We start from the raw sequence: 18,724 nt of genomic DNA on the forward strand, positions 1-18,724 counted from the left end.
TTTGGTTCGGTTCCGCCGAGACACACCAACGCCGGGAGGGGCCGATTTCATCCCGTTGTAATAAAGGAACTGTGAGGAAGGGCGGGAAAGGAACGGTGGGAGGGCGTGATCACGGCGCAGTCCCGGCCACCGTCGTGACGGTGACCGGGACTGCGGATACGGCTGGGCCCGGTGGGGTCAGCGGATGGCCGGAACCGCGTCCTTCGCTGCCCGCTCGGGGGTTGCGGGGACGGCCTCGTACGGCACCGCCGGCAGGACGAACGTGGTGCGCGCGGTCGGGTTGATCGCCTTGTGGATGGCTCGGGAGACGGCCTGGATGGTGTTCACACCGTCGTTCATGGTGGTGTTGCCGTGGGTGAGGACGCTGATCGTGTAGTCGTGTCCCTTTCCGGTGAAGGCGCCGATGCTGTGCACCCGCCATCCGTGCGTGGAGCGCGGCAGCCAGCCGTTCTTCAGCTGGACGGTTGCGGTGCTGGGCGCCCCCGCCGGGGTTCCCCAACGCTGGGAGGGGACCACGTCGTGCATCAGCTTGAGTGCATAGGCTCGCGAGGCGTCGGTGAGCAGGGTGTTCTTCACGGTGAATCGGGAGAGCAATATGCCCTGGTCACGGGCGGTGATCTGAGTGAGCCCCCAGTAGCCGTTCGCGCCGGGGACGGTGTTCTTCATCGCCGCCCCGGTCAGGAAGCGCTTGATCTTGGTGAGCCCGAGCTGCTTCCACAGAGTGGTCGTGGAGGCATTGTCCGACTTGGTGATCATGGCGGTGGCCAGGGTCTTCTCACGCGCGGTGAGCGATCGCTTCTGGTTCTGCGCATCAAGGAGCAGCGCACCGAGGACGGTCGACTTGACCACGCTGGCGGAGTCGAACTTCTGGTCCTGACGCAGGGCGCAGCTGGACTTGCCGACGCGGTCGCTGAAGTGGATCGCGACGGTGCCCTTGCGGCCCCTGAGCGCCGCCTCGATGTCCTTCTTGAGCTTGGCCGCGAGACCTGCCTTCGCCGACCCGCAGGAGACCGCTGGTGCAGCGGCTGCCGCTGGTGCAGCACCGACGCCCACGAGGGCGGGCGCCAGGACGGCGACGGCCAGAGCGGCGGCGACGGCACGCGGCCTACGCACGGCGCGGCCGGCTATTCGGTTCTGAGTCATGGAGAGTTCCCCTGTCCCCTGAAACTGATGGGGGCGCGCCTACGTCGGTGCACCCGCCACTGATGACTCATGGGGGCGGGGATGGTTGTACGGAGATTTGGCACTGGGGGAAACAGTTGCGGAGTGGTGACACACACTGATCGAAACGCCTGGTGGGGGCGGTGCCGAGGGCTCCGGGCGGGGGCTATCACGCACTCAACACTCCCCCAGGCGTCATACTCCCCTCACGCGTCTCGGCGGTGGAGTCTTGTCCAGCCCGCGCAGAGGGCCGCGGAGGTCCACAACACCAACACTCCCAGTCCGGCCCAGGGACTCAGCGGCCCCGACGGGTCCTGGAGAAGGATCTGCTGGCCGGCTCGGTCGGGGAGGAAGTCGGCGATGCCCCCGTCGTCCTCCAGGTCTCCGACGATGAAGGACACCATCATCAGGAGCGGGATCAGTGTGCAGATCACCGCGGGTGCACTGCGCACCAGGACGGTCGCCCCCGCCGAGAACAGTGCTATCAGCGCGAGGTAGAGCGCGCACCCGATCACCGAGCGCAGGGCGCCGGGGTCGGTCAGCCCCACTCCGTGGTCGCCCATGAGTCTCTGTCCGATGAGGAAGCAGGTCAGACTGGTGATCAGACCCACCGCCAGGGACAGCGCGCCGATGACGGCGAGCTTCGCCGCGTAGAAGACGCCTCGATGGGGCACGGCCACCAGGGAGAGTCGGATGGCGCCGGTCTTGTACTCCCCCGCGACCGCGATCGCGCCGAACGAGATCATGCCGATCTGGCCGAAGTTCAGACCGAAGTAGGCGGAGCGCAGGGGGTCGAAGTCCGGCTTCGCCATGTCCTGGGCGGTGAACGACCCACTCATCAGTACGGAGAATCCGAGCGTGGCCAGGAACGCCGCGGCCAGCGCCACCCACTGCCCTCGTATGGACACGATCTTCAGCCACTCGGACCGCATCGAGGGGACGAAGAAGAAGCGGGCTGGCACGACGGTACGGGTGAGGGTGGACATGGTCAGACCTCCTGCGGCACGGTCGGGTCGGTGGTGAACTCGGCTGCTCCCGAGGTCAGGGCGAGGTACGCGGATTCCAAGGAGTCCTCCTCACCGGCGAGTTCCAGGATCGGTATGCCTTCGTGGGCGGCGATGGGCCCGATCTCCTCCACCCGGGCGCCATCGACCGTCCACCGACCATCGTCGGTTTGGGCAGGCTGGTACCCCTTGCGGACGAGGGCCTCGCGCAACCGCTCCCCCTCCGTGGTCCGCAGCCGCACTCTTGGAGTCGTCCACTCGTCGAGGAAGTCCTGGATGGGCGCGTCTGCGAGCAGGCTGCCCTTGCCGAGCACCACCAGGTGGTCGGCGACGGCCGCGGTCTCGGTCATCAGATGACTGGAGACGAGGACGGCCCGACCGTCGTCCGCGTAATCCCGCAGTAGGGTGCGTATCCAGATGATCCCCTCGGGGTCCAGCCCGTTGGCAGGCTCGTCGAGCATCAACACCTGAGGGTCACCGAGCAGTGCTCCCGCGATGCCCAGCCGCTGTCTCATGCCGAGCGAAAAGGTGCTGATCCTGCGTCGCGCGACGGAGGCGATCCCGGTCCGGTCCAGGACCTCGTCCACCCGGCCGGCCGGCAGTCCACCGGCCGCCGCGAGGACGCGTAGGTGGTCGCGTGCGGTCCGGGCACCGAGCGCTGCTCCGGCGTCCAGCAGGGCACCCACCGTGCGCAGTGGTTCGGCGAGGGATGCATAGGTGCGTCCGCCGATGGTGGCGGTGCCCGAGGTGGGCCGGTCCAGGCCGAGCACCAGCCGCATGGTGGTCGATTTTCCCGCGCCGTTGGGACCGAGGAAGCCGGTGACCCGTCCGGGCAGCACGCTGAACGTCAGCCCGTCGACCGCGCGGCGGGGTCCGTACTCCTTGGTGAGGTTCAGTACATCGATGCTGGTCATGGCAGTAAGCCTGGCCGTCGAGCGACCGGCGCCACCTCCCCCAGCCGTGTTGATCGGCTCCCCCGTGCGGGGGAGCCGTCAGCTCCCGGACGCTGGCACGATGGCCAAATGCTCCGCTTTCTTCGCCCGCTGACGCAGGCGGTCACCTACACCCGCTGGCTGCATCTGTTCATCAGCGTGGTGGTCGTCGGCATGTGGATCCTCGTCGACGACGAGCATCCCTATCTCGTCGTCCTGTTGCTGGCGTTCGCCGGCCTGGTGCCCGCGGTGCGGCTCGTGGAGGGGCTTCAGGCCCGGCTGTTGCTGACCCGTCACGGATTCAGGGATTCCGAATCGGGCATCTCCGCGGCGCCTTCAGCGAGTTGGTCGGATCGTTGGCGCACGGTGCTCTGGCTGGAGATCCGGATGGTCCTGGGGTTGGCCATCAGCTTCCTCACCGTGCATCTGCCCGGCATCACCAACGATCTGGTCAGGGCGACGACAGATGATCCCACCCGGTTCTCCGCCCTGGATCTGCCGGGCGGCCACTGGTGGTACGCGCTGCTCGCGCCCCTGCCGCTCATCCTCCTCATGGCAGTCGTCGTGGGGACGGGCCATCTGATCACGGTGGTGGCGCTGCACCTGCTCGGCCCGTCGGCGGCCGAGCGGGTGGCGGCGTTGGAGGAGCGCACCGAGCAGTTGTTGGAGCGCAATCGCATCGCCCACGAGCTGCACGATTCGATAGGCCATGCGCTGACGGTGGCCGTGGTGCAGGCGGGTGCTGCCAGGGCCACGGGGAACGCCGAGTTCACCGAGCGGGCGTTGACCGCGATCGAGGAGACCGGGAGGGCGGCGTTGGAGGACCTGGAAAGGGTGCTGGTGGTGCTGCGCGAGTCGGGGCAGCCAGTGAGCGGCCGTCCGACGCTCGGTGACACCGACCGGCTGTTGGAGTCCGCACGTGCTTCGGGGGCCGAGGTCGAATCGGAGTTGACCGGCCCGGTGGGTGCAGTGCCGGGGCCGGTGTCCCGGGAGGGGTACCGAATCATTCAGGAGGCGTTGACGAATGTGCTCAGGCACGCGGGACCGGTGCGGACCCGGGTCCGGATCGCCGTCGCCGATGGCTCGCTGGAGTTGGAGGTGCTCAATCCGCTGAGTACGGCGGACAAGACTCAAGGGCGCAGTGGTGGCAGCGGGCTGCGGGGCATACGGGAGCGGGCCGCGCTGCTGGGCGGGGATGCCACGACCGGCCCGTACCGGGGTGAGTGGCGGGTCCGCGTGCGCCTTCCGTTGGACCTGGCAGCGGAGGTACGCCGGTGAGCCGCACCCAGGGCGTACGACGCCTCCGTACAACCGCGAGCCGCACCCAGGACATGCGGCATCTCCGTACAACCGCGAGCCTCGACCAGGACATGCGCCATCTCCCTACAACCGCGAGCCTCAATCAGGACATGCCTCGCCTCCGTACGACAGTGAGCCATCAGCGAGGTGTATACCGCCAGCCTGCGGTGCTGAGCTGCCTACCAGCATGGATGCCTGCGGACAGCCGTCCGCGGGCCAGCACTTAGGCTGGCCCGGTGCCGATCTCCGTACTCCTCGTCGACGATGAACCGCTCGTACGTGCGGGTCTGCGTGCCGTGCTGGAGGCGCAGTCCGACATTGAGGTGGTCGGCGAGGCAGCTGACGGCGCCGCGGTGATTCCCCTGGTGCGGCGGTTGCGGCCCGATGTGGTGGCGATGGACGTCCGAATGCCGCTGCTCGACGGGATCGAGGCCACCCGCGCCGTCCTGCGCACGGTGGACAATCCGCCCAAGATCATTGTGATCACGACCTTCGAGAACGACGAGTATGTGTACGAGGCGTTGCGCGCCGGCGCCGACGGCTTTCTGTTGAAACGCTCGCGTCCCGTGGAGATCGTGAACGCCGTGCGGCTCGTTGCGGAGGGCGAGTCGCTGCTATTCCCCGCCGCAGTGCGCGCCTTGGCGGCCGAGTACGGCACCAGCACCGCCCGCGCAACGATGCAACGGGCCGCGCTGACGGAGCGGGAGGCAGCGGTGCTCCGGTTGATGGCACGCGGGATGTCCAATGCGGAGATCGCCGCGCAACTCGTCGTGGGCACGGAGACCGTCAAGACCCATGTCAGTTCGGTACTGGCCAAGTTGGGTGCCCGTGACCGCACTCAGGCTGTGATCGCCGCCTACGAGTCGGGTTTCGTGGCCCCGGCCTAAGCAGCACAGCAGCACAGCAGCACAGCAGCACAGCAGCACAGCAGCACAGCAGCACAGCAGCACAGCAGCACAGCAGCACAGCAGCACAGCAGCACAGCAGCACAGCAGCACAGCAGCACCTAAGGGCTACCGGCTGGCCTCAGCGGTACACAAGGGTTCCAGCCGGACAGCCGCAGCAGAAACAGCAACAGTGAACAGGGAGCAGTACAACAGAGAGCAGTGCAGCAGGGTGCCGGCCAGGCCCGAGCCGGTGCAGCAGCAGAACAACCGTGCCACCGGTCCAAAAGGGCCGCCCCAAGGGCCGCACACCCGAGCGGCTCGGGTATGCGGATCGGGCCCGCGACCCCGGCACCACCAGCACCACCCGCAGCCCCCGCACCCCCGGCAGCCGTCCCCTACAGATGCGTGGGCGCGAACATCTTCAACAGTGCGGGCAGCACCACCACCGAGGGTCCCGGCTCGCTCAGCGCCTTGGCCAGGTCCTCACCGAGTGCGTCGGGCGTCGTACGGATCCCGGGCACCCCGAACGACTCGGCCAGTGCCACGAAGTCGGGGCGGGCAAGCTCGGTCGCCGATGCCTCGCCAAAGGCGTCCGTCATGTATTCGCGGAGGATGCCGTATCCACCGTCATCGACGATGAGCCAGGTGACGGGAAGCCCGTACTGCTTGGCAGTGGCCAGTTCGGCGATCGAGTACATGGCGCCCCCGTCGCCCGAGACCGCGAGCACGGGACGCGTGGGATCGGCGACGGCCGCACCGAGCGCCGCGGGGAAGGCATAGCCGAGTCCGCCCGAGCCCTGGGCCGAGTGCATGGTGTTGGGGCGCCGTGCGTCGAAGGCGGCCCAGGCCCAGTAGGACAGGATCGTCATGTCCCAGAAGCTGGGGGCGGCATCGGGCAGGGCCCGACGGACGGCGGTCAGCAGGGACTGTTCGAGCGTTCGGTCCTGCGCGGCGATCCGTGCACCGACCTGGTCGAGAAGCGCCCGCACTCGCTCGGGTGCCTTGTCGTCGGGTCGGGCTTCCACCGTCTCTAGCAGGGCCGAGAGTGCGATCCTGGCGTCGGCGTGGATGCCGATCGCCGGGTGATTGGACTCCAGTTTCCCGGCGTCGGCCTCGATCTGGATGATCCGACCGCGCGGGGCGAAGGTGTGGTAATTCGAGGAGAGTTCGCCGAGCCCGGACCCGATCACGAGGAGGACGTCCGCGTCCTCCAGGAAGTCGGTGGTGTGCCGGTCCTCGATCCAGGACTGGAGGGACAGCGGGTGCGCCCAGGGAAACGCCCCTTTGCCACCGTAGGTGGTCACCACGGGGGCATTGACCCGCTCGGCGAGCGCGCGCAGCTTCCCGGCCGCGTCCGAGCGGACCACTCCGCCGCCCGCGATGATCGCAGGGCGCTGTGCACCGGCCAGCAGATGTGCGGCCACGGCCGTCAGTTCCGGCCGGGGCAGCAGGTCATCGGGGGTGGCGTCGACGGCGGTGACCACCGGTAGCACGGTCTCGGCGAGGAGGACGTCCTGCGGGATCTCCACCCACACCGGCCCGTGCGGGGCGGTGAGTGCCGACTGCCAGGCCGCGGCGACCGCGGACGGGATCTGGGAGGCGGTACGGGCAGTGTGGACCGATTTCACCAGGTCGCGGGCGGACGCCTGCTGGTCGCGCAGTTCGTGGAGGTAGCCGTGGCGCCCGCCGCCGAGCCCTGCGGAGGGAATCTGGCTGGAGATCGCCAGTACCGGGGAGCTGCCTGCGGCGGCCTCCTGGAGCGCGGCGAGCGACATCAGCGCGCCCGGCCCGGTGGAGAGGAGCAGCGGCGCGACCTCGCCGGTGATCCGTCCGTAGGCGTCGGCGGCGAAGCCCGCGTTGTTCTCGATCCGCAGCCCCACGTACGTCAGTGAGGAGCGGCGCAGTGCGTCGAAGAGTCCCAGGGCGTGCTGTCCGGGCAGTCCGAAGACGGTGGTGGCGCCGAGGCCCCGCAGGGTCTCGATGACGAGGTCACCGCCGGTGCGACCGGGCGGCGGGTTCAGCGCCGCCTCGATCTGCCGCGCGGTGGGCTTCAGTTCGACGTCGTGGTCGTGGGTCACTGTCCATCCCTCGCAGCGGCGATCTGCCGCGTCATGATCGTGGTCAGTTCGTACGCGGTGTGTGAGGCGGCCACCGCGGTGATCTCGGCATGGTCGTACGCGGGCGCGACCTCGACGACGTCGGCGGACACGAGGTTGCAGGAGGCGAGGCCGCGCAGGATCTCCAGGAGTTCCCGGGAGGTCATACCGCCGGCCTCGGGGGTGCCCGTACCGGGCGCATGCGCGGGGTCGAGGCAGTCGATGTCGATGGAGATGTACAGCGGTCGGTCGCCGATGCGCTGGCGCAGTTGGTCGGCGATCTCGTCGGCGCCGCGGCGGTAGACGTCGGCGGAGGTGACGATGCCGAAGCCGAGCTTCTCGTCGTCGGTCAGGTCCTGCCTGCCGTACAGGGGCCCGCGGATGCCGACGTGGGAGAGGGCGGAGGTGTCGAGGATGCCCTCTTCGACGGCGCGGCGGAACGGGGTGCCGTGCGTGTACTCGGCGCCGAAGTAGGTGTCCCAGGTGTCGAGGTGGGCGTCGAAGTGGAGCAAAGCGACGGGCCCGTGCTTCTTGGCGACCGAGCGCAGCAGCGGCAGGGCGATGGTGTGGTCGCCGCCGAGGGTCATCAGTCGGGCGCCGGTGCCCAGCAGGTCGTCCGCTGCGGCCTCGATGGTTTCGACGGCCTCGTTGATGTTGAAGGGGTTGGCGGCGATGTCACCCGCGTCGGCGACCTGCGCCAGGGCGAAGGGGGACGCGTCCTGGGCGGGGTTGTAGGGGCGCAGCAGTCGGGACGCCTCACGGATGGCGTTGCCGCCGAAGCGGGCGCCGGGACGGTAGGAGACTCCGGCGTCGAAGGGCACTCCGACGACGGCGACGTCGGTGCTGCCGACCTCGTCGAGTCGCGGCAGCCTGGCGAACGTCGCGGGTCCGGCGTACCGCGGGATGCGGGACGAGTCGATGGGACCACGCGGCTGCTCGGTGCTGCTGCTCATATCCGTTGCCTCTTCTTCCTGCGCTTCGTTGCCTTTTCGACTTTAAGGGCAGGGGTTCGAATACCGAAGCGGAGGGTGTGCCTGCGGTATGGGGGGCGGCTTGCTGTGGTGCGGGGCGGCCCAGCCCTCAGGCGGGTGAGGGGTGCAGAGGGAGCACCCAGGGCTGGGGGCTGGCCGCCGTGGGCGGCTGGCGGACACCGATGACTTTCGCCGCTGCGGACGGTCATGACCTTGTATGCCTGCGCTGATCGCGTGGACAACGTGCATGCGCGCGTTGATCGCGCGGACAAGCAACACGGGGACAAGCAACGCGCGGGGAAAGAACGCGGGAAAAGAACGCGCGGACAAAGATGAGAGGGCACACCCCATGGCAACTCCGAGCAACATCACCGGACTCGGCGTCATCCTCGGCACCACGGACCCCGAGCCGCTCATCGAGTGGTATCGCGCGGCCCTGGAGCCGCTCGGCGCCCGCTGGGAGGAGCATCTGCTCGTCATCGGGCAGCAGACGATCATCGGCTTCAACCAGCGCGACGACATCGCGGACAGCGCCACGGAACCCGGTAGACACATGATCAACATCACTGTGCGTGATATTCGTGCGGCTGAGAAGCATCTCAACGCTATGGGTGTGACCTGGGTGCGACCGGTCGAGGACACGGGAGGCGGATGGTTCTTCTCCACCGTCGTGGACCCGGTCGGCAACTACCTCCAGATCCTCCAAGGTCCCGACACGCCCTGAGCCGGCCTGAACCACCCTCGCCCCACCGACTCACATCGCCACCCCACCCAACTCGAATCGTCCCGCCCCGACCGCTGTGACGCAGGTTGCCCCAGGAGCCCTGGACAGCCCCGAGAACCAACGGGTAACTTCGACTGAGCAAGCGCTTAGACATCTCACCGAGGGAGGCGTAAGTGCGCCGCAGCGTTTACAACGAGGACCACGAGGCGTTCCGGGAGACCGTACGCGCCTTCATCGAGGCCGAGGTCGTCCCCGTCTACGACGAGTGGTACGCGGCGGGCCAGGCGCCACGCGACTTCTACTACAAGCTCGGCGAGCTGGGCATCTTCGGCATCGAGGTGCCCGAGGAGTACGGCGGCGCCGGTGAGGAATCGTTCAAGTTCCAGGCCGTCATCACGGAGGAGTCGGCCCGGGCAGGGGTCTCCTTCGGCGGCTCAGGAGTCCATGTCGCGCTCTGCCTCCCGTACCTCATCGGCTATGCCACCGACGAGCAGAAGAAGCGCTGGTTGCCCGACTTCGTCAGCGGCGCGGCCATGTACGCCATCGCCATGACCGAGCCTGGCACCGGCTCCGACCTGGCCGGGATGAAGACCACCGCCAAGCTCTCCGATGACGGTACGCACTACGTCCTCAACGGCTCGAAGACCTTCATCACCGGTGGTGTGCACGCCGACAAGATGATCGTCTGCGCCCGTACGGCAGCCTCCACCCCCGAGGACCGCCGCCATGGCATATCCCTCTTCGTGGTGGACACCAAGGCGGAGGGGTACGCGGTCGGCCGCAAGCTCGACAAGCTCGGCCTGAAGACCTCGGACACCGCCGAGCTGTCCTTCTCCGACGTCAAAGTCCCGGCCGATGACCTCCTCGGCGAGGAGAACAAGGGCTTCTCCTACCTCGGACAGAACCTCCCCCAGGAGCGTCTGGCGATCGCGGTCGGCGCCTACGCCCAGGCCAGCGCCGCGATCCGGTTCACCCAGCAGTACGTCACCGACCGTACGGTCTTCGGCAAGACGGTCGCCTCCTTCCAGAACACGAAGTTCGAACTGGCGGCCTGCAAGGCCGAGGTGGACGCAGCCGAAGCCGTCGTGGATCGCGCGCTCGAAGCGCATGACGCAGGCGAGCTGACCGCCGCCGAGGCCGCATCGGCGAAGCTGTTCTGCACCGAAGTCGCCCATCGGGTCATCGACAAGTGCCTCCAACTGCACGGCGGCTACGGCTATATGAACGAGTACCCCATCGCCCGCCTCTACGCCGATAACCGCGTCAACCGCATCTACGGCGGCACCAGCGAAGTCATGAAGTCGATCATCGCCAAGTCCATGGGTCTGTAGCCGCCGTGAACAGCAGTAGCACCGCACTCGACGACCTGCTCGACCTCCTCGATCTGGAGCGGATCGAGCAGGACGTCTTCCGTGGACAGTCGCGGCCCTCGGTCATCCCGCGGGTCTTCGGCGGACAGGTCGCGGCCCAGGCCCTGGTGGCCGCGGGCCGCACCGTCCCCGCGGACCGCACGGCCCACTCGCTCCACGCCTACTTCCTGCGCACGGGCGATGCGGGCGCCCCGATCGTCTACACGGTCGACCGCATCCGCGACGGGCGCTCCTTCACCACGCGCCGGGTCGTCGCCGTCCAGCACGGCCAGCCGATCTTCCACCTCTCGGCCTCCTTTCAGACGTACGAGGAAGGGTTGGAGCACCAGGCCCCCATGCCCTCGGCGCCACCGCCCGAGTCGCTCCCCACGGCGGAGGAGATCCTCCCGGCCTACTCCGACGTCATCGATCCGCGCGTCGCGGAACGACTGTTGGAGGCCCGGGCCGCCGTCGACCTGCGCTATGTGGACGCCCCACCGTTCGCCAGCGTCGGCGAGGTGCGCGAACCGCGCTCCCAGGTCTGGTTCCGCGCCAACGGCAAGCTCGCCGACGACCCGTTGCTGCACATCTGCCTGGTGACGTACGTATCCGACATGACCCTGCTCGACTCGGTGCTGCTCGCGCACGGTCGGGGCGGCTGGGCCGTCGGCGATGTGGTGGGCGCTTCCCTGGACCACGCCATGTGGTTCCACCGCCCGTTCCGCGCGGACGAATGGCTGCTGTACGACCAGGAGTCGGCGTCGTCCTCCGGCGGCAGGGGCCTGGGCCAGGCACGCATCTACACCGAGGACGGCCGGCTGGCGGTCTCGGTGATCCAGGAGGGAGTGGTGCGCGTCCCGCGCTGAGCCCGACCGAAGGCCAGAAGCCCCTGCGCAGAGCCCAACCGAAGCTCAGAAGGCCCCGCCCAGATCCACGAGCCGCTTCCGGTGGATGAGATGTGCCGCTGAGCGTGGGTCCCGCACCGGGGATGAAGCAGAGCATACGGTCACGGATATGAGCGAACCGGACAGCGGGGCGGCTGTGCCCACCGAGAGCACCTTCACCGTCATCGTGGCGGCGGTCGCCAATCTCGGCATCGCCGTGGCAAAGGCGATCGCGGGGATCATCAGCGGCTCCAGCGCCATGCTCTCCGAGGCGGCGCACTCGGTGGCGGACACCGTCACCGAACTACTCCTGCTGACCGCGCTGAAGCGCAGCGAACGGCCGGCGGACGAGGAGCACCCCCTCGGGTACGGGCCCGAGCGCTACGTCTGGGCACTGCTCGCCTCCGTCGCCACCTTCGTCGGCGGCGCGGTGTTCGCGATCTATGACGGCATCCACACCCTCACCCACGGCGAGGAGTTGGGCGACCCGCTCATCTCCTACATCGTGCTCGCCATCGCCTTCGTCCTCGAAGGCTTCTCGCTACGGACCGGGGTGCGCCAGATCCGCGCGGAGGCCGCCCTCCTCGGCACACCTGCCGGCCACTACCTCAAGGTGACCCCGGACACGGCGGTCAAGGCGGTCGTCATGGAGGACACGGCCGCCCTCGCCGGACTGCTGCTGGCGGCGGGCGGCCTGCTCGGCGCACAGCTCAGCGGTTCGGGGATCTTCGACGGTGTCGCGTCGATCCTCATCGGGGTACTGCTGGTGTACGTGGCGTGGGAACTGGGCCGCAGCAACGCCCAGTTCCTCATCGGCCGTGCACTCCCCCGTCGGATGCGGGAAGCGGTGGTGGACGAGATCCTCACCGTTCCGCACATCGTGGCCGTACTGGAGCTGACCACCCTGATCCAGGGCCCGAAGGAGATCCTGATCGCGGCGAAGGTCGACTTCCGGGACGCCTCCAGCGCCCGCCAGGTCGAATGGGCCTGCGAGGAGGCGGAGGAGCAACTCCGGGAACGCTTCCCCGCGATCAGACGGGTGTACCTCGACCCGACACCGGGCCTGGGGGACGAGGCTTCGACTCCCGGCCTGGGAGACGGGGCTCCATGAGGCTCGTGTCCAACACCACCGGCAGATGATCGGAGACGGCCCGCGCCTCGGGGGTGTCATGGGTGCGGTACGACTCCACCGGTAGCCCCCGTACGAGGATGTGGTCCAGCCGCAGGGCGATCCCCTCACCGCCGTGTCCGACGGTCGCGGCCCTGGCCCGCCCGGTGAGTGCCTGCGGATCGATCCACCCGGCGTTGACCAGGACCGCCAGGGCACGCCGGTCCATCGGCCCGAAGCTCCCATCGGGAGCGATCAGCCGATGCCGCGCGTGCAGATTCCGGGGCAGGCGCTCCCAGTCCACCGGTTCGACGTCATCCGCGCCCGGGCAGTGGAGATCGCCCAGGAGGAGGGCTCGATCCGGCATCCCCGGGAGGGTGCCGGCGTAGTCGGTCAGACAACGCGCCTCGGCGAGCCGGCGATCTCCGTCGATATGAGTGAGGTGGGTCGCGAGGACGAGTACGTCGTGGCGATCACCTTCGGTGTGAACGGGTCGCAGCCGTGCCCTGATCAACGCATGGTGGTACACGCCCGCCCCGAGGGTGCGTCGACCGATCAGCCGTAGCGTGCTGGGTCGGTAGAGCAGGGCCGTGTGATTGCGGCCGTCGCCCAACCGGGAGGGCTCCATCCGCACCGGGACCATGCCGAGCACGTCCGTCATCCAGAGCAGCCGGCGTTCCTCGTCCGCGTCCCAGAAGGTGCACTCCTGAAGGGCGAGCACATCGGGGCGCAAGGCGGCCAGCACTTCGGACTGTCCCCTCAGTCGGCGCTCCAGGACACCGTCCACCCCGCCGAGGTCGAGATTCCAGCTCACGGCCCGGATGTTCCCGACGCCGACGCCGACGCCGACGCCGCACCGGTCCCGTAAGTCGTCCAGGCCCTTCAGTGCCCGCACCCAGCGGGCGAGGTCGACCATGTCGGGACTCACCGTCGGCATCAGGACTCCCGGGGCAGGGCGAGTGCACACCACACGCGCCCGTCGGAGGAGGCCACTCCCCAGGACTCGGCGAGCGCATCGACCAGATACAGCCCCCGACCGCCTTCCTCCCAGGGCTCTGCCTGCCGTGGCCGAGGCTGCGGGCCGCTGCCACCACCACCGACTTCGATCCGCACATGGGTGGTGGTACGCCCCAGCCATACGCGAACGCTGTCCCCGCTCCCGTGCTGAAAGGCATTGGTCACCAACTCGGAGATCACCAACTCGGCGTCCTCGGCCAGCCCCTCCATCCCCCAGTGCTGAAGCTGCACCCGCCCCAGCCCCCGCACCTGCCCGGGCCGCGCCCGATCCAACGCACTGAGCTGCTCCCCGGGCGCAGTGGTCCGCCCGAACCGGATCTCAAAGCCGGGGGTGGGAGGCGGGAGGTACGGGGTGAAGGTGCCGGTGTGGCGCACGGTGGGGGTGGGTGGGGGTGTGGTTCTGATCGTCATGACCAGCCCTCCGCTACCTGTGGACAGACTGCACGCCAGTTGACCCACCAAGGTCCGGATGGCAAGCGGATGTCCGAAATGACTGACAACAACTACCGTCCTGCATCTGCGAGTTAACCTGCAACTGAATCTGCAATCGCGGAGAAATTGGCACATGCCAGCGCCCCGACAGGGGCTTGCCCAAGGGGGAACTGCGGGTGGGAGACTCGTTACACGCGCTCTCCATGGGCCAACAGGGCGTCAGGAGGCACCATCAGATGGCTGCACGCAGGGGGCCGACGTTCCGTCGTCGGGAACTGGGCAAGGAACTGCGTCGACTGAGGGAGAAGGCGGATCTGACGATTCAGGAAGCCGTCTCCGGGCTCGGCTTCAGCGACACCAAACTCGGCAGAGTTGAGACCGGACACAACAGTTTGCCGCGCGTGGAGGACCTGGAGAAGCTACTCGATCGCTTGGGCGTCGATGACATCGACGATCGAGACGGCCTGCTGGAGTTGCACAGAAACTCTCTCAGTCGCGATCCCTGGATTCCCTACAGGGATGTCATGCCCTCCGGTATGCCGATGTACGTCGGTCTGGAGGCCGACGCCCGCGAGATGCGGACTTGGCAACCGATGTACGTGTTCGGCCTGCTCCAGACCGAGGCGTACACCCGGGCCCAGTTCATGGCAGCCAAGCCAGTCGAGGAAACCACGACAGCCTTCGTCGAAAACAGCGTCAGCCTCCGCATGGAACGCAAGCACCTGCTAACTCGCGAGGAAACCCCCCTGACACTTCGCGTAATCCTCGATGAGTCAGCACTTCGACGTGTTGTCGGTGGGCCAGATGTCATGAGGGAGCAGTACGAGGAGATCGAGCGTCTCGGCCAGCTTGACCATGTGACGGTCCAGATCCTGCCTCAGAGACTCGCCACATTCCGGTCGGACTTCAACTTCGCGGTTCTGGACTTCGACGCTCCAGTGGACTCCATCGTCCAGTCAGACATTCCAGGCACGATCACGGTCACCGACAAGCCCAGCGATGTATGGAAGTACAACCAGAGATTCAACAACATGCGTGGTGAGGCTCTGGGGCCCTCAGCAACAGCCGGATTTCTACACCAACTAGCGCAGGAGATGTAGCTGTGTCCAATCAGATGAGGGCGCCAGAAGTGGCACCCGAAAACACGTGGAAGAAGTCCTCCTACAGCGACAGCCAGGGTGGATCGTGCGTTGAGACCGCCGCCCAGGCTGGCCAGGTCGGCATCCGTGACTCCAAGGATCGGAACGGCCCAGTAGTCGTCGTCCCTGCCAACACCTGGAGCACCTTCGTCGCTTTCATCACCCGCTAGCAACGAGCACACACTCTGATACCTGCGCAACCCGATGCGGAGTGTTCGCCCCCGATACCAGGGCCGAACACTCCGCATCGAAACACCCAACGACCAGCCCTACACGGGCGCCGGCACAACAGAAGCCGTGGCCATCCCATTGTGGTCAAGGGAATGGGGGCTCAACTCAACGCTTCTGATGCGTACGCCGGGAAACTCCTCGAACAGGGTCAGCGCCTCCGCGATGGCCTCCGTGAGGTGGTCGGCTTCGAAGTAGCAGACGAAGGTCGACTCCACCCCACGGACCTCTTCGAGACCGATGCGCCCGTCGTTGAAGGAGTCGAGACCAGCCAGGGTGTCATCCTGCTCCGGGGTCAACGGCTCGTCGGTGTGCAAAATGAAGTGCCAGCTACGCACACGTCCGGTGGTGCTTGATGAACTCATCGATCTTCTTCGCCTCCGTTCCCGCGTTCCTGGGGGTACAGCGCACGGTCACGCTCCTGTTGCAGGGGCAGCAGATGACGTATCCCCAGTTGTGCCTGTTCTTGTCGTGCGTCACTTTAAGGCCGCTCGATTCCGCGCGACGTAGTGCCGCTTCAATGTCCTTCTTCTGGTGCCGGTCCCCGAGTCCCATGGCTCACAGGGATACTCCCTCTGGTGGAAGCACGTCGCTGGTAACGAACTTCTTCACTCGATCGGAGAAGTCGGGCTCCCGTCTCCGGGCTGGCTCCGCCTTGAGCCGGCATACCCACTGCTGACCAGCGACTTCAAGGGTCAACCTCCCCCAGAGACGGCCATGCCCCCGCCGTCCCCGGCACAACTACCGCCACGCTACTTCTGCCGGTGAGAGTTCCTGGTCGGGCGAAAGGGGGTGCTGTTGGATCAGGGCTGGTCCGGTCCGGGATGGAAGGAAGTCCTATGAGACAACAGCGAAGAACGTCTGGACATATGAGGGCCGCGTCGCGGTGGCTCCGGCAAAGAGGCGTAGCGGTCCTGGTCTTCACAATGGCCATCGGCGTGACGACGGAAGGACTCTTCCCCACTGAGGCAGAGGCAGCGAGGCGGACGCCGTACTACCAAAGCCTGAAGGACGCCCACCATCCCGACTGGATGTCGAGGATCAACGACGACGTATCGCTCGGTCGGCTCTCGGTTCCCGGAACACATGACACCCTCGCCATTCGAGGTGGTGATATCGCGGAAACGCAGGAGGACTACGGTATCAGCGGCCAAACGCTGAGGGCTCAGCTCGATGCCGGTATCCGTTCCATCGACATCCGTGTCCGTGTCATCGGCGACCGATTCACCATCCACCATGGCACCTTCTACCAAGAAGCAAATTTCTCCGATGTGCTTCTGGAACTGAAGACCTTCCTCACGGCGCGGCCCACCGAGACAGTTCTGTTGAACCTCAAGGCCGAGTGCACGGGTTCGTTGGGGTCCTGCACGGACGAGCCCGACACCACGACGGGGGAGGACAGACGGCGGATCTTCGAGTGGTACCGGGACAACGACCCCAATCGTGATGTCCTCTACCAGCCTTCCGTCTCCGGAGCGGGCACCATCGACATGCCCAACCTGGGCCAGGTGCGGGGCAAGGCGGTCCTGACTCAGTTCCGAGGGCCGAGCGGCGGAGCTTTCGGGAACTTGGGGCTGACTCAACTCTTCTCCGACACCGACAGGACCCACTACATCCAGGACGAGTACGACGTCCCGACCGTCTTCGACATCGACGCCAAATGGCGTAAGGCACAGAGTCACTTCGTCAGGACCAACGCCGACACCAACAAGAACTCCCTCTACCTCAACTACCTCAGCGGCGCCAGTACGGGGGCCTACCCGTACTCCGTCGCCGGTGGTACGCCAGGGATTCGAGGGGTCAACGACTTCGCTCTGGAGTACCTCCAGGGGGGCCACGCAAGTCGTACCGGGGTGGTGATCATGGACTACCCGGGCGGCGCGCTGATCGATTCCATCCTCGCAACCAATGCGACCCTGCCGCCTCCCCGCGCCAAAGTGGTGCGCATGGCGGTCATGCCGCTCGGTGACTCGATCACCCTGGGAGTGGGCAGCAACACACGGACCGGCTACCGGCCGGCCCTGGCGGCTGCACTCGGCAAGGAAGCCACCACCCTGGAGTTCGTAGGTTCGCAGGTCGACGCCGACGGTGTGACCCGTCATGAAGGGCACTCGGGCTGGCGCATCGATCAGCTCCAGGCCGAGATCGAGACCTGGCTTGCCGCGGCGAAGCCGAACATCGTCACGCTGCACATCGGCACCAACGACATGAACCGCAACTACCAGGTCGCCACCGCCCCGCAGCGGCTGGGCACACTGATCGACCAGATCCACACCGCATCGCCCGACACCGCCGTCGTGGTCGCCTCCCTGGTACCGGCCACCGATCCGGCGGTCCAGGCCCGCGTCAACACGTACAACGCGGCGATTCCCGGCATCGTCTCCTCTCGTGCCGCCCAGGGCTACAAGATCACCCAGGTCAGCATGGGCGGGCTGACCAACGCCGATCTGAACGACAATCTGCACCCCAACAACGCCGGCTACACCAAGATGGCCCAAGCGTTCCTCGGTGGCGTCCGCGAACTCGCCGACAAGGGCTGGATCAAGGAAACGGTCATCGTCAAGCCCGCCCCGCCGAAGCGGTCCACCGGTGTCGGTGACTACAACGTCGACATCAACGGCGACGGGCTGGCCGACTACCTCGTCGTCGACGACAACGGCGCCACCCGTGCCTGGCTCAACAACGGGGCCGGCGGCTGGACCGCTCAGGGTTACATCGCCTCCGGCTCGGCGGCCTGGACCGGCAGCCAGGTGCGCTTCGCCGATGTAGCCGGTGACGGCCGTGCCGACTACCTGGTCGTCGCGCCCAACGGTGCCGTGCGCGCGTTCGTCAATCTCGGCGGCGACGGCCGCGGAGGCTGGACCGACAAGGGCACCATCGCCACCGGTTCCTCGGCCTGGACGGGTGACCGGGTACGGTTCGCCAACGTCGGCGGAGACGCCTACGCCGACTATCTGATCGTGGAGGACAACGGCGCCACCCGAGCGTTCCTGAACTCCACGAACGCCACCACGGGCGTCATCCAGTGGACCGACCAGGGCACCATCGCCACCGGTTCGGCCGCCTGGACCGGCAGCCAGGTGCGCTTCGCCGACATCGGCGGCGACGCCCGTGCCGACTACCTCGTGGTGGAGGACAACGGGGCCACCCGCGCCTTCGTCAACGCCGGTGGCGACGGCCGCGGAGGCTGGACCGACAAGGGCACCATCGCCACGGGCTCGGCCAACTGGATCGGCAGCCAGGTGCGCTTCGCCAACATCAGCGGCGACGCCCGCCCCGAGTTCCTGATCCTCGACGACAACGGCGCCATCCGCTCCTTCCTCAACACGACCAATGCCACGACGGGTGCCATCAGGTGGACCGACCAGGGCATCGTCGCCACCGGCGTCGGAGCGCCCGGACACCGCGTTCGCATCTGACACGGCCCAACCCCGTGGACGCTCGGCCTTCCGCTGGCGAGCTCCCGGGTCGTACAACGCTTGATCACTGATGT

General features: G+C 67.3%; 18 protein-coding genes. 9 read left to right on the forward strand and 9 right to left on the reverse strand.

What is annotated here, in order from left to right:
* Positions 1-177: 177 nt before the first annotated feature.
* From OID54_RS14305 to OID54_RS14315, 3 genes are all read right to left on the reverse strand, one after another.
* Positions 178-1,143, reverse strand: coding sequence for a serine hydrolase (locus OID54_RS14305; protein WP_329019236.1), 966 nt, complete (start codon positions 1,141-1,143; stop codon positions 178-180).
* Positions 1,144-1,367: 224 nt separating this feature from the next.
* A complete protein-coding gene (locus OID54_RS14310; RefSeq protein WP_329019240.1) occupies positions 1,368-2,147 on the reverse strand; it encodes an ABC transporter permease in 780 nt (259 codons plus the stop codon).
* A 2-nt stretch (positions 2,148-2,149) separates the two neighbouring features.
* Complete coding sequence (locus OID54_RS14315; protein ID WP_329019243.1) at positions 2,150-3,079, reverse strand: ABC transporter ATP-binding protein; 930 nt, start codon at positions 3,077-3,079, stop codon at positions 2,150-2,152.
* Positions 3,080-3,187: 108 nt separating this feature from the next.
* Between OID54_RS14315 and OID54_RS14320 the strand changes: the two genes are divergently transcribed.
* Both OID54_RS14320 and OID54_RS14325 read left to right on the forward strand, forming a co-directional pair.
* Entirely contained in the window at positions 3,188-4,375 is a 1,188-nt protein-coding gene (locus tag OID54_RS14320; RefSeq protein WP_329019246.1) for a sensor histidine kinase, read from the forward strand.
* A gap of 257 nt (positions 4,376-4,632) precedes the next feature.
* The gene (locus tag OID54_RS14325) at positions 4,633-5,283 is read left to right on the forward strand and encodes a response regulator transcription factor (RefSeq protein ID WP_329019249.1); all 651 of its coding nucleotides are present in this window, start codon (positions 4,633-4,635) and stop codon (positions 5,281-5,283) included.
* 395 nt (positions 5,284-5,678) lie between these two features.
* On the opposite strand, the gene OID54_RS14330 is transcribed toward OID54_RS14325, so the two are convergent.
* Together OID54_RS14330 and speB are read right to left on the reverse strand one after the other, a co-directional pair.
* On the reverse strand, positions 5,679-7,361 hold the full coding sequence (locus OID54_RS14330) for a thiamine pyrophosphate-binding protein (RefSeq protein WP_329019253.1): 1,683 nt from the start codon (positions 7,359-7,361) through the stop codon (positions 5,679-5,681).
* Positions 7,358-8,332, reverse strand: coding sequence for an agmatinase (gene speB / locus OID54_RS14335; protein ID WP_329019256.1), 975 nt, complete (start codon positions 8,330-8,332; stop codon positions 7,358-7,360). The genes OID54_RS14330 and speB overlap by 4 nt, the downstream gene beginning before the upstream one ends.
* Before the next feature lie 367 nt (positions 8,333-8,699).
* On the opposite strand from speB, the gene OID54_RS14340 reads away from it, so the two are divergent.
* From OID54_RS14340 to OID54_RS14355, 4 genes are all read left to right on the forward strand, one after another.
* Entirely contained in the window at positions 8,700-9,074 is a 375-nt protein-coding gene (locus tag OID54_RS14340) for a VOC family protein (RefSeq protein WP_329019260.1), read from the forward strand.
* Between the two features lie 173 nt (positions 9,075-9,247).
* On the forward strand, positions 9,248-10,405 hold the full coding sequence (locus OID54_RS14345; protein ID WP_329019263.1) for an acyl-CoA dehydrogenase family protein: 1,158 nt from the start codon (positions 9,248-9,250) through the stop codon (positions 10,403-10,405).
* Positions 10,406-10,410: 5 nt separating this feature from the next.
* A complete protein-coding gene (locus OID54_RS14350) occupies positions 10,411-11,289 on the forward strand; it encodes an acyl-CoA thioesterase (protein ID WP_329019266.1) in 879 nt (292 codons plus the stop codon).
* A 148-nt stretch (positions 11,290-11,437) separates the two neighbouring features.
* Positions 11,438-12,418, forward strand: a complete 981-nt coding sequence (locus OID54_RS14355) for a cation diffusion facilitator family transporter (RefSeq protein WP_329019269.1) — start codon at positions 11,438-11,440, stop codon at positions 12,416-12,418.
* On the opposite strand, the gene OID54_RS14360 is transcribed toward OID54_RS14355, so the two are convergent.
* Positions 12,339-13,352, reverse strand: a complete 1,014-nt coding sequence (locus OID54_RS14360) for an endonuclease/exonuclease/phosphatase family protein (protein WP_329019272.1) — start codon at positions 13,350-13,352, stop codon at positions 12,339-12,341. The genes OID54_RS14355 and OID54_RS14360 overlap by 80 nt on opposite strands.
* Positions 13,352-13,843 (reverse strand): ATP-binding protein, encoded by a 492-nt coding sequence (locus tag OID54_RS14365; RefSeq protein WP_329019275.1) that lies wholly within the window; start codon positions 13,841-13,843, stop codon positions 13,352-13,354. The genes OID54_RS14360 and OID54_RS14365 overlap by 1 nt, the downstream gene beginning before the upstream one ends.
* A 257-nt stretch (positions 13,844-14,100) precedes the next feature.
* Here OID54_RS14365 and OID54_RS14370 point away from each other — a divergent pair, with 257 nt between their 5' ends.
* Both OID54_RS14370 and OID54_RS14375 read left to right on the forward strand, forming a co-directional pair.
* The gene (locus tag OID54_RS14370) at positions 14,101-14,964 is read left to right on the forward strand and encodes a helix-turn-helix domain-containing protein (protein ID WP_329019279.1); all 864 of its coding nucleotides are present in this window, start codon (positions 14,101-14,103) and stop codon (positions 14,962-14,964) included.
* Positions 14,965-14,978: 14 nt separating this feature from the next.
* Positions 14,979-15,173: a DUF397 domain-containing protein gene (locus OID54_RS14375; RefSeq protein WP_329027505.1), complete on the forward strand. Its 195-nt coding sequence runs from the start codon at positions 14,979-14,981 to the stop codon at positions 15,171-15,173.
* Between the two features lie 99 nt (positions 15,174-15,272).
* Here the strand turns inward: OID54_RS14375 and OID54_RS14380 are convergent, their stop codons facing one another.
* A complete protein-coding gene (locus OID54_RS14380; protein WP_329019282.1) occupies positions 15,273-15,596 on the reverse strand; it encodes a hypothetical protein in 324 nt (107 codons plus the stop codon).
* A complete protein-coding gene (locus OID54_RS14385; protein WP_329019284.1) occupies positions 15,562-15,786 on the reverse strand; it encodes a hypothetical protein in 225 nt (74 codons plus the stop codon). Before OID54_RS14385 ends, OID54_RS14380 begins: the two co-directional genes overlap by 35 nt.
* Before the next feature lie 383 nt (positions 15,787-16,169).
* Here OID54_RS14385 and OID54_RS14390 point away from each other — a divergent pair, with 383 nt between their 5' ends.
* Positions 16,170-18,650 (forward strand): phosphatidylinositol-specific phospholipase C domain-containing protein, encoded by a 2,481-nt coding sequence (locus OID54_RS14390; RefSeq protein WP_329019288.1) that lies wholly within the window; start codon positions 16,170-16,172, stop codon positions 18,648-18,650.
* Positions 18,651-18,724: the final 74 nt, after the last annotated feature.

This window comes from Streptomyces sp. NBC_00690 (genome assembly GCF_036226685.1).
Classification (GTDB): Bacteria; Actinomycetota; Actinomycetes; order Streptomycetales; family Streptomycetaceae; genus Streptomyces.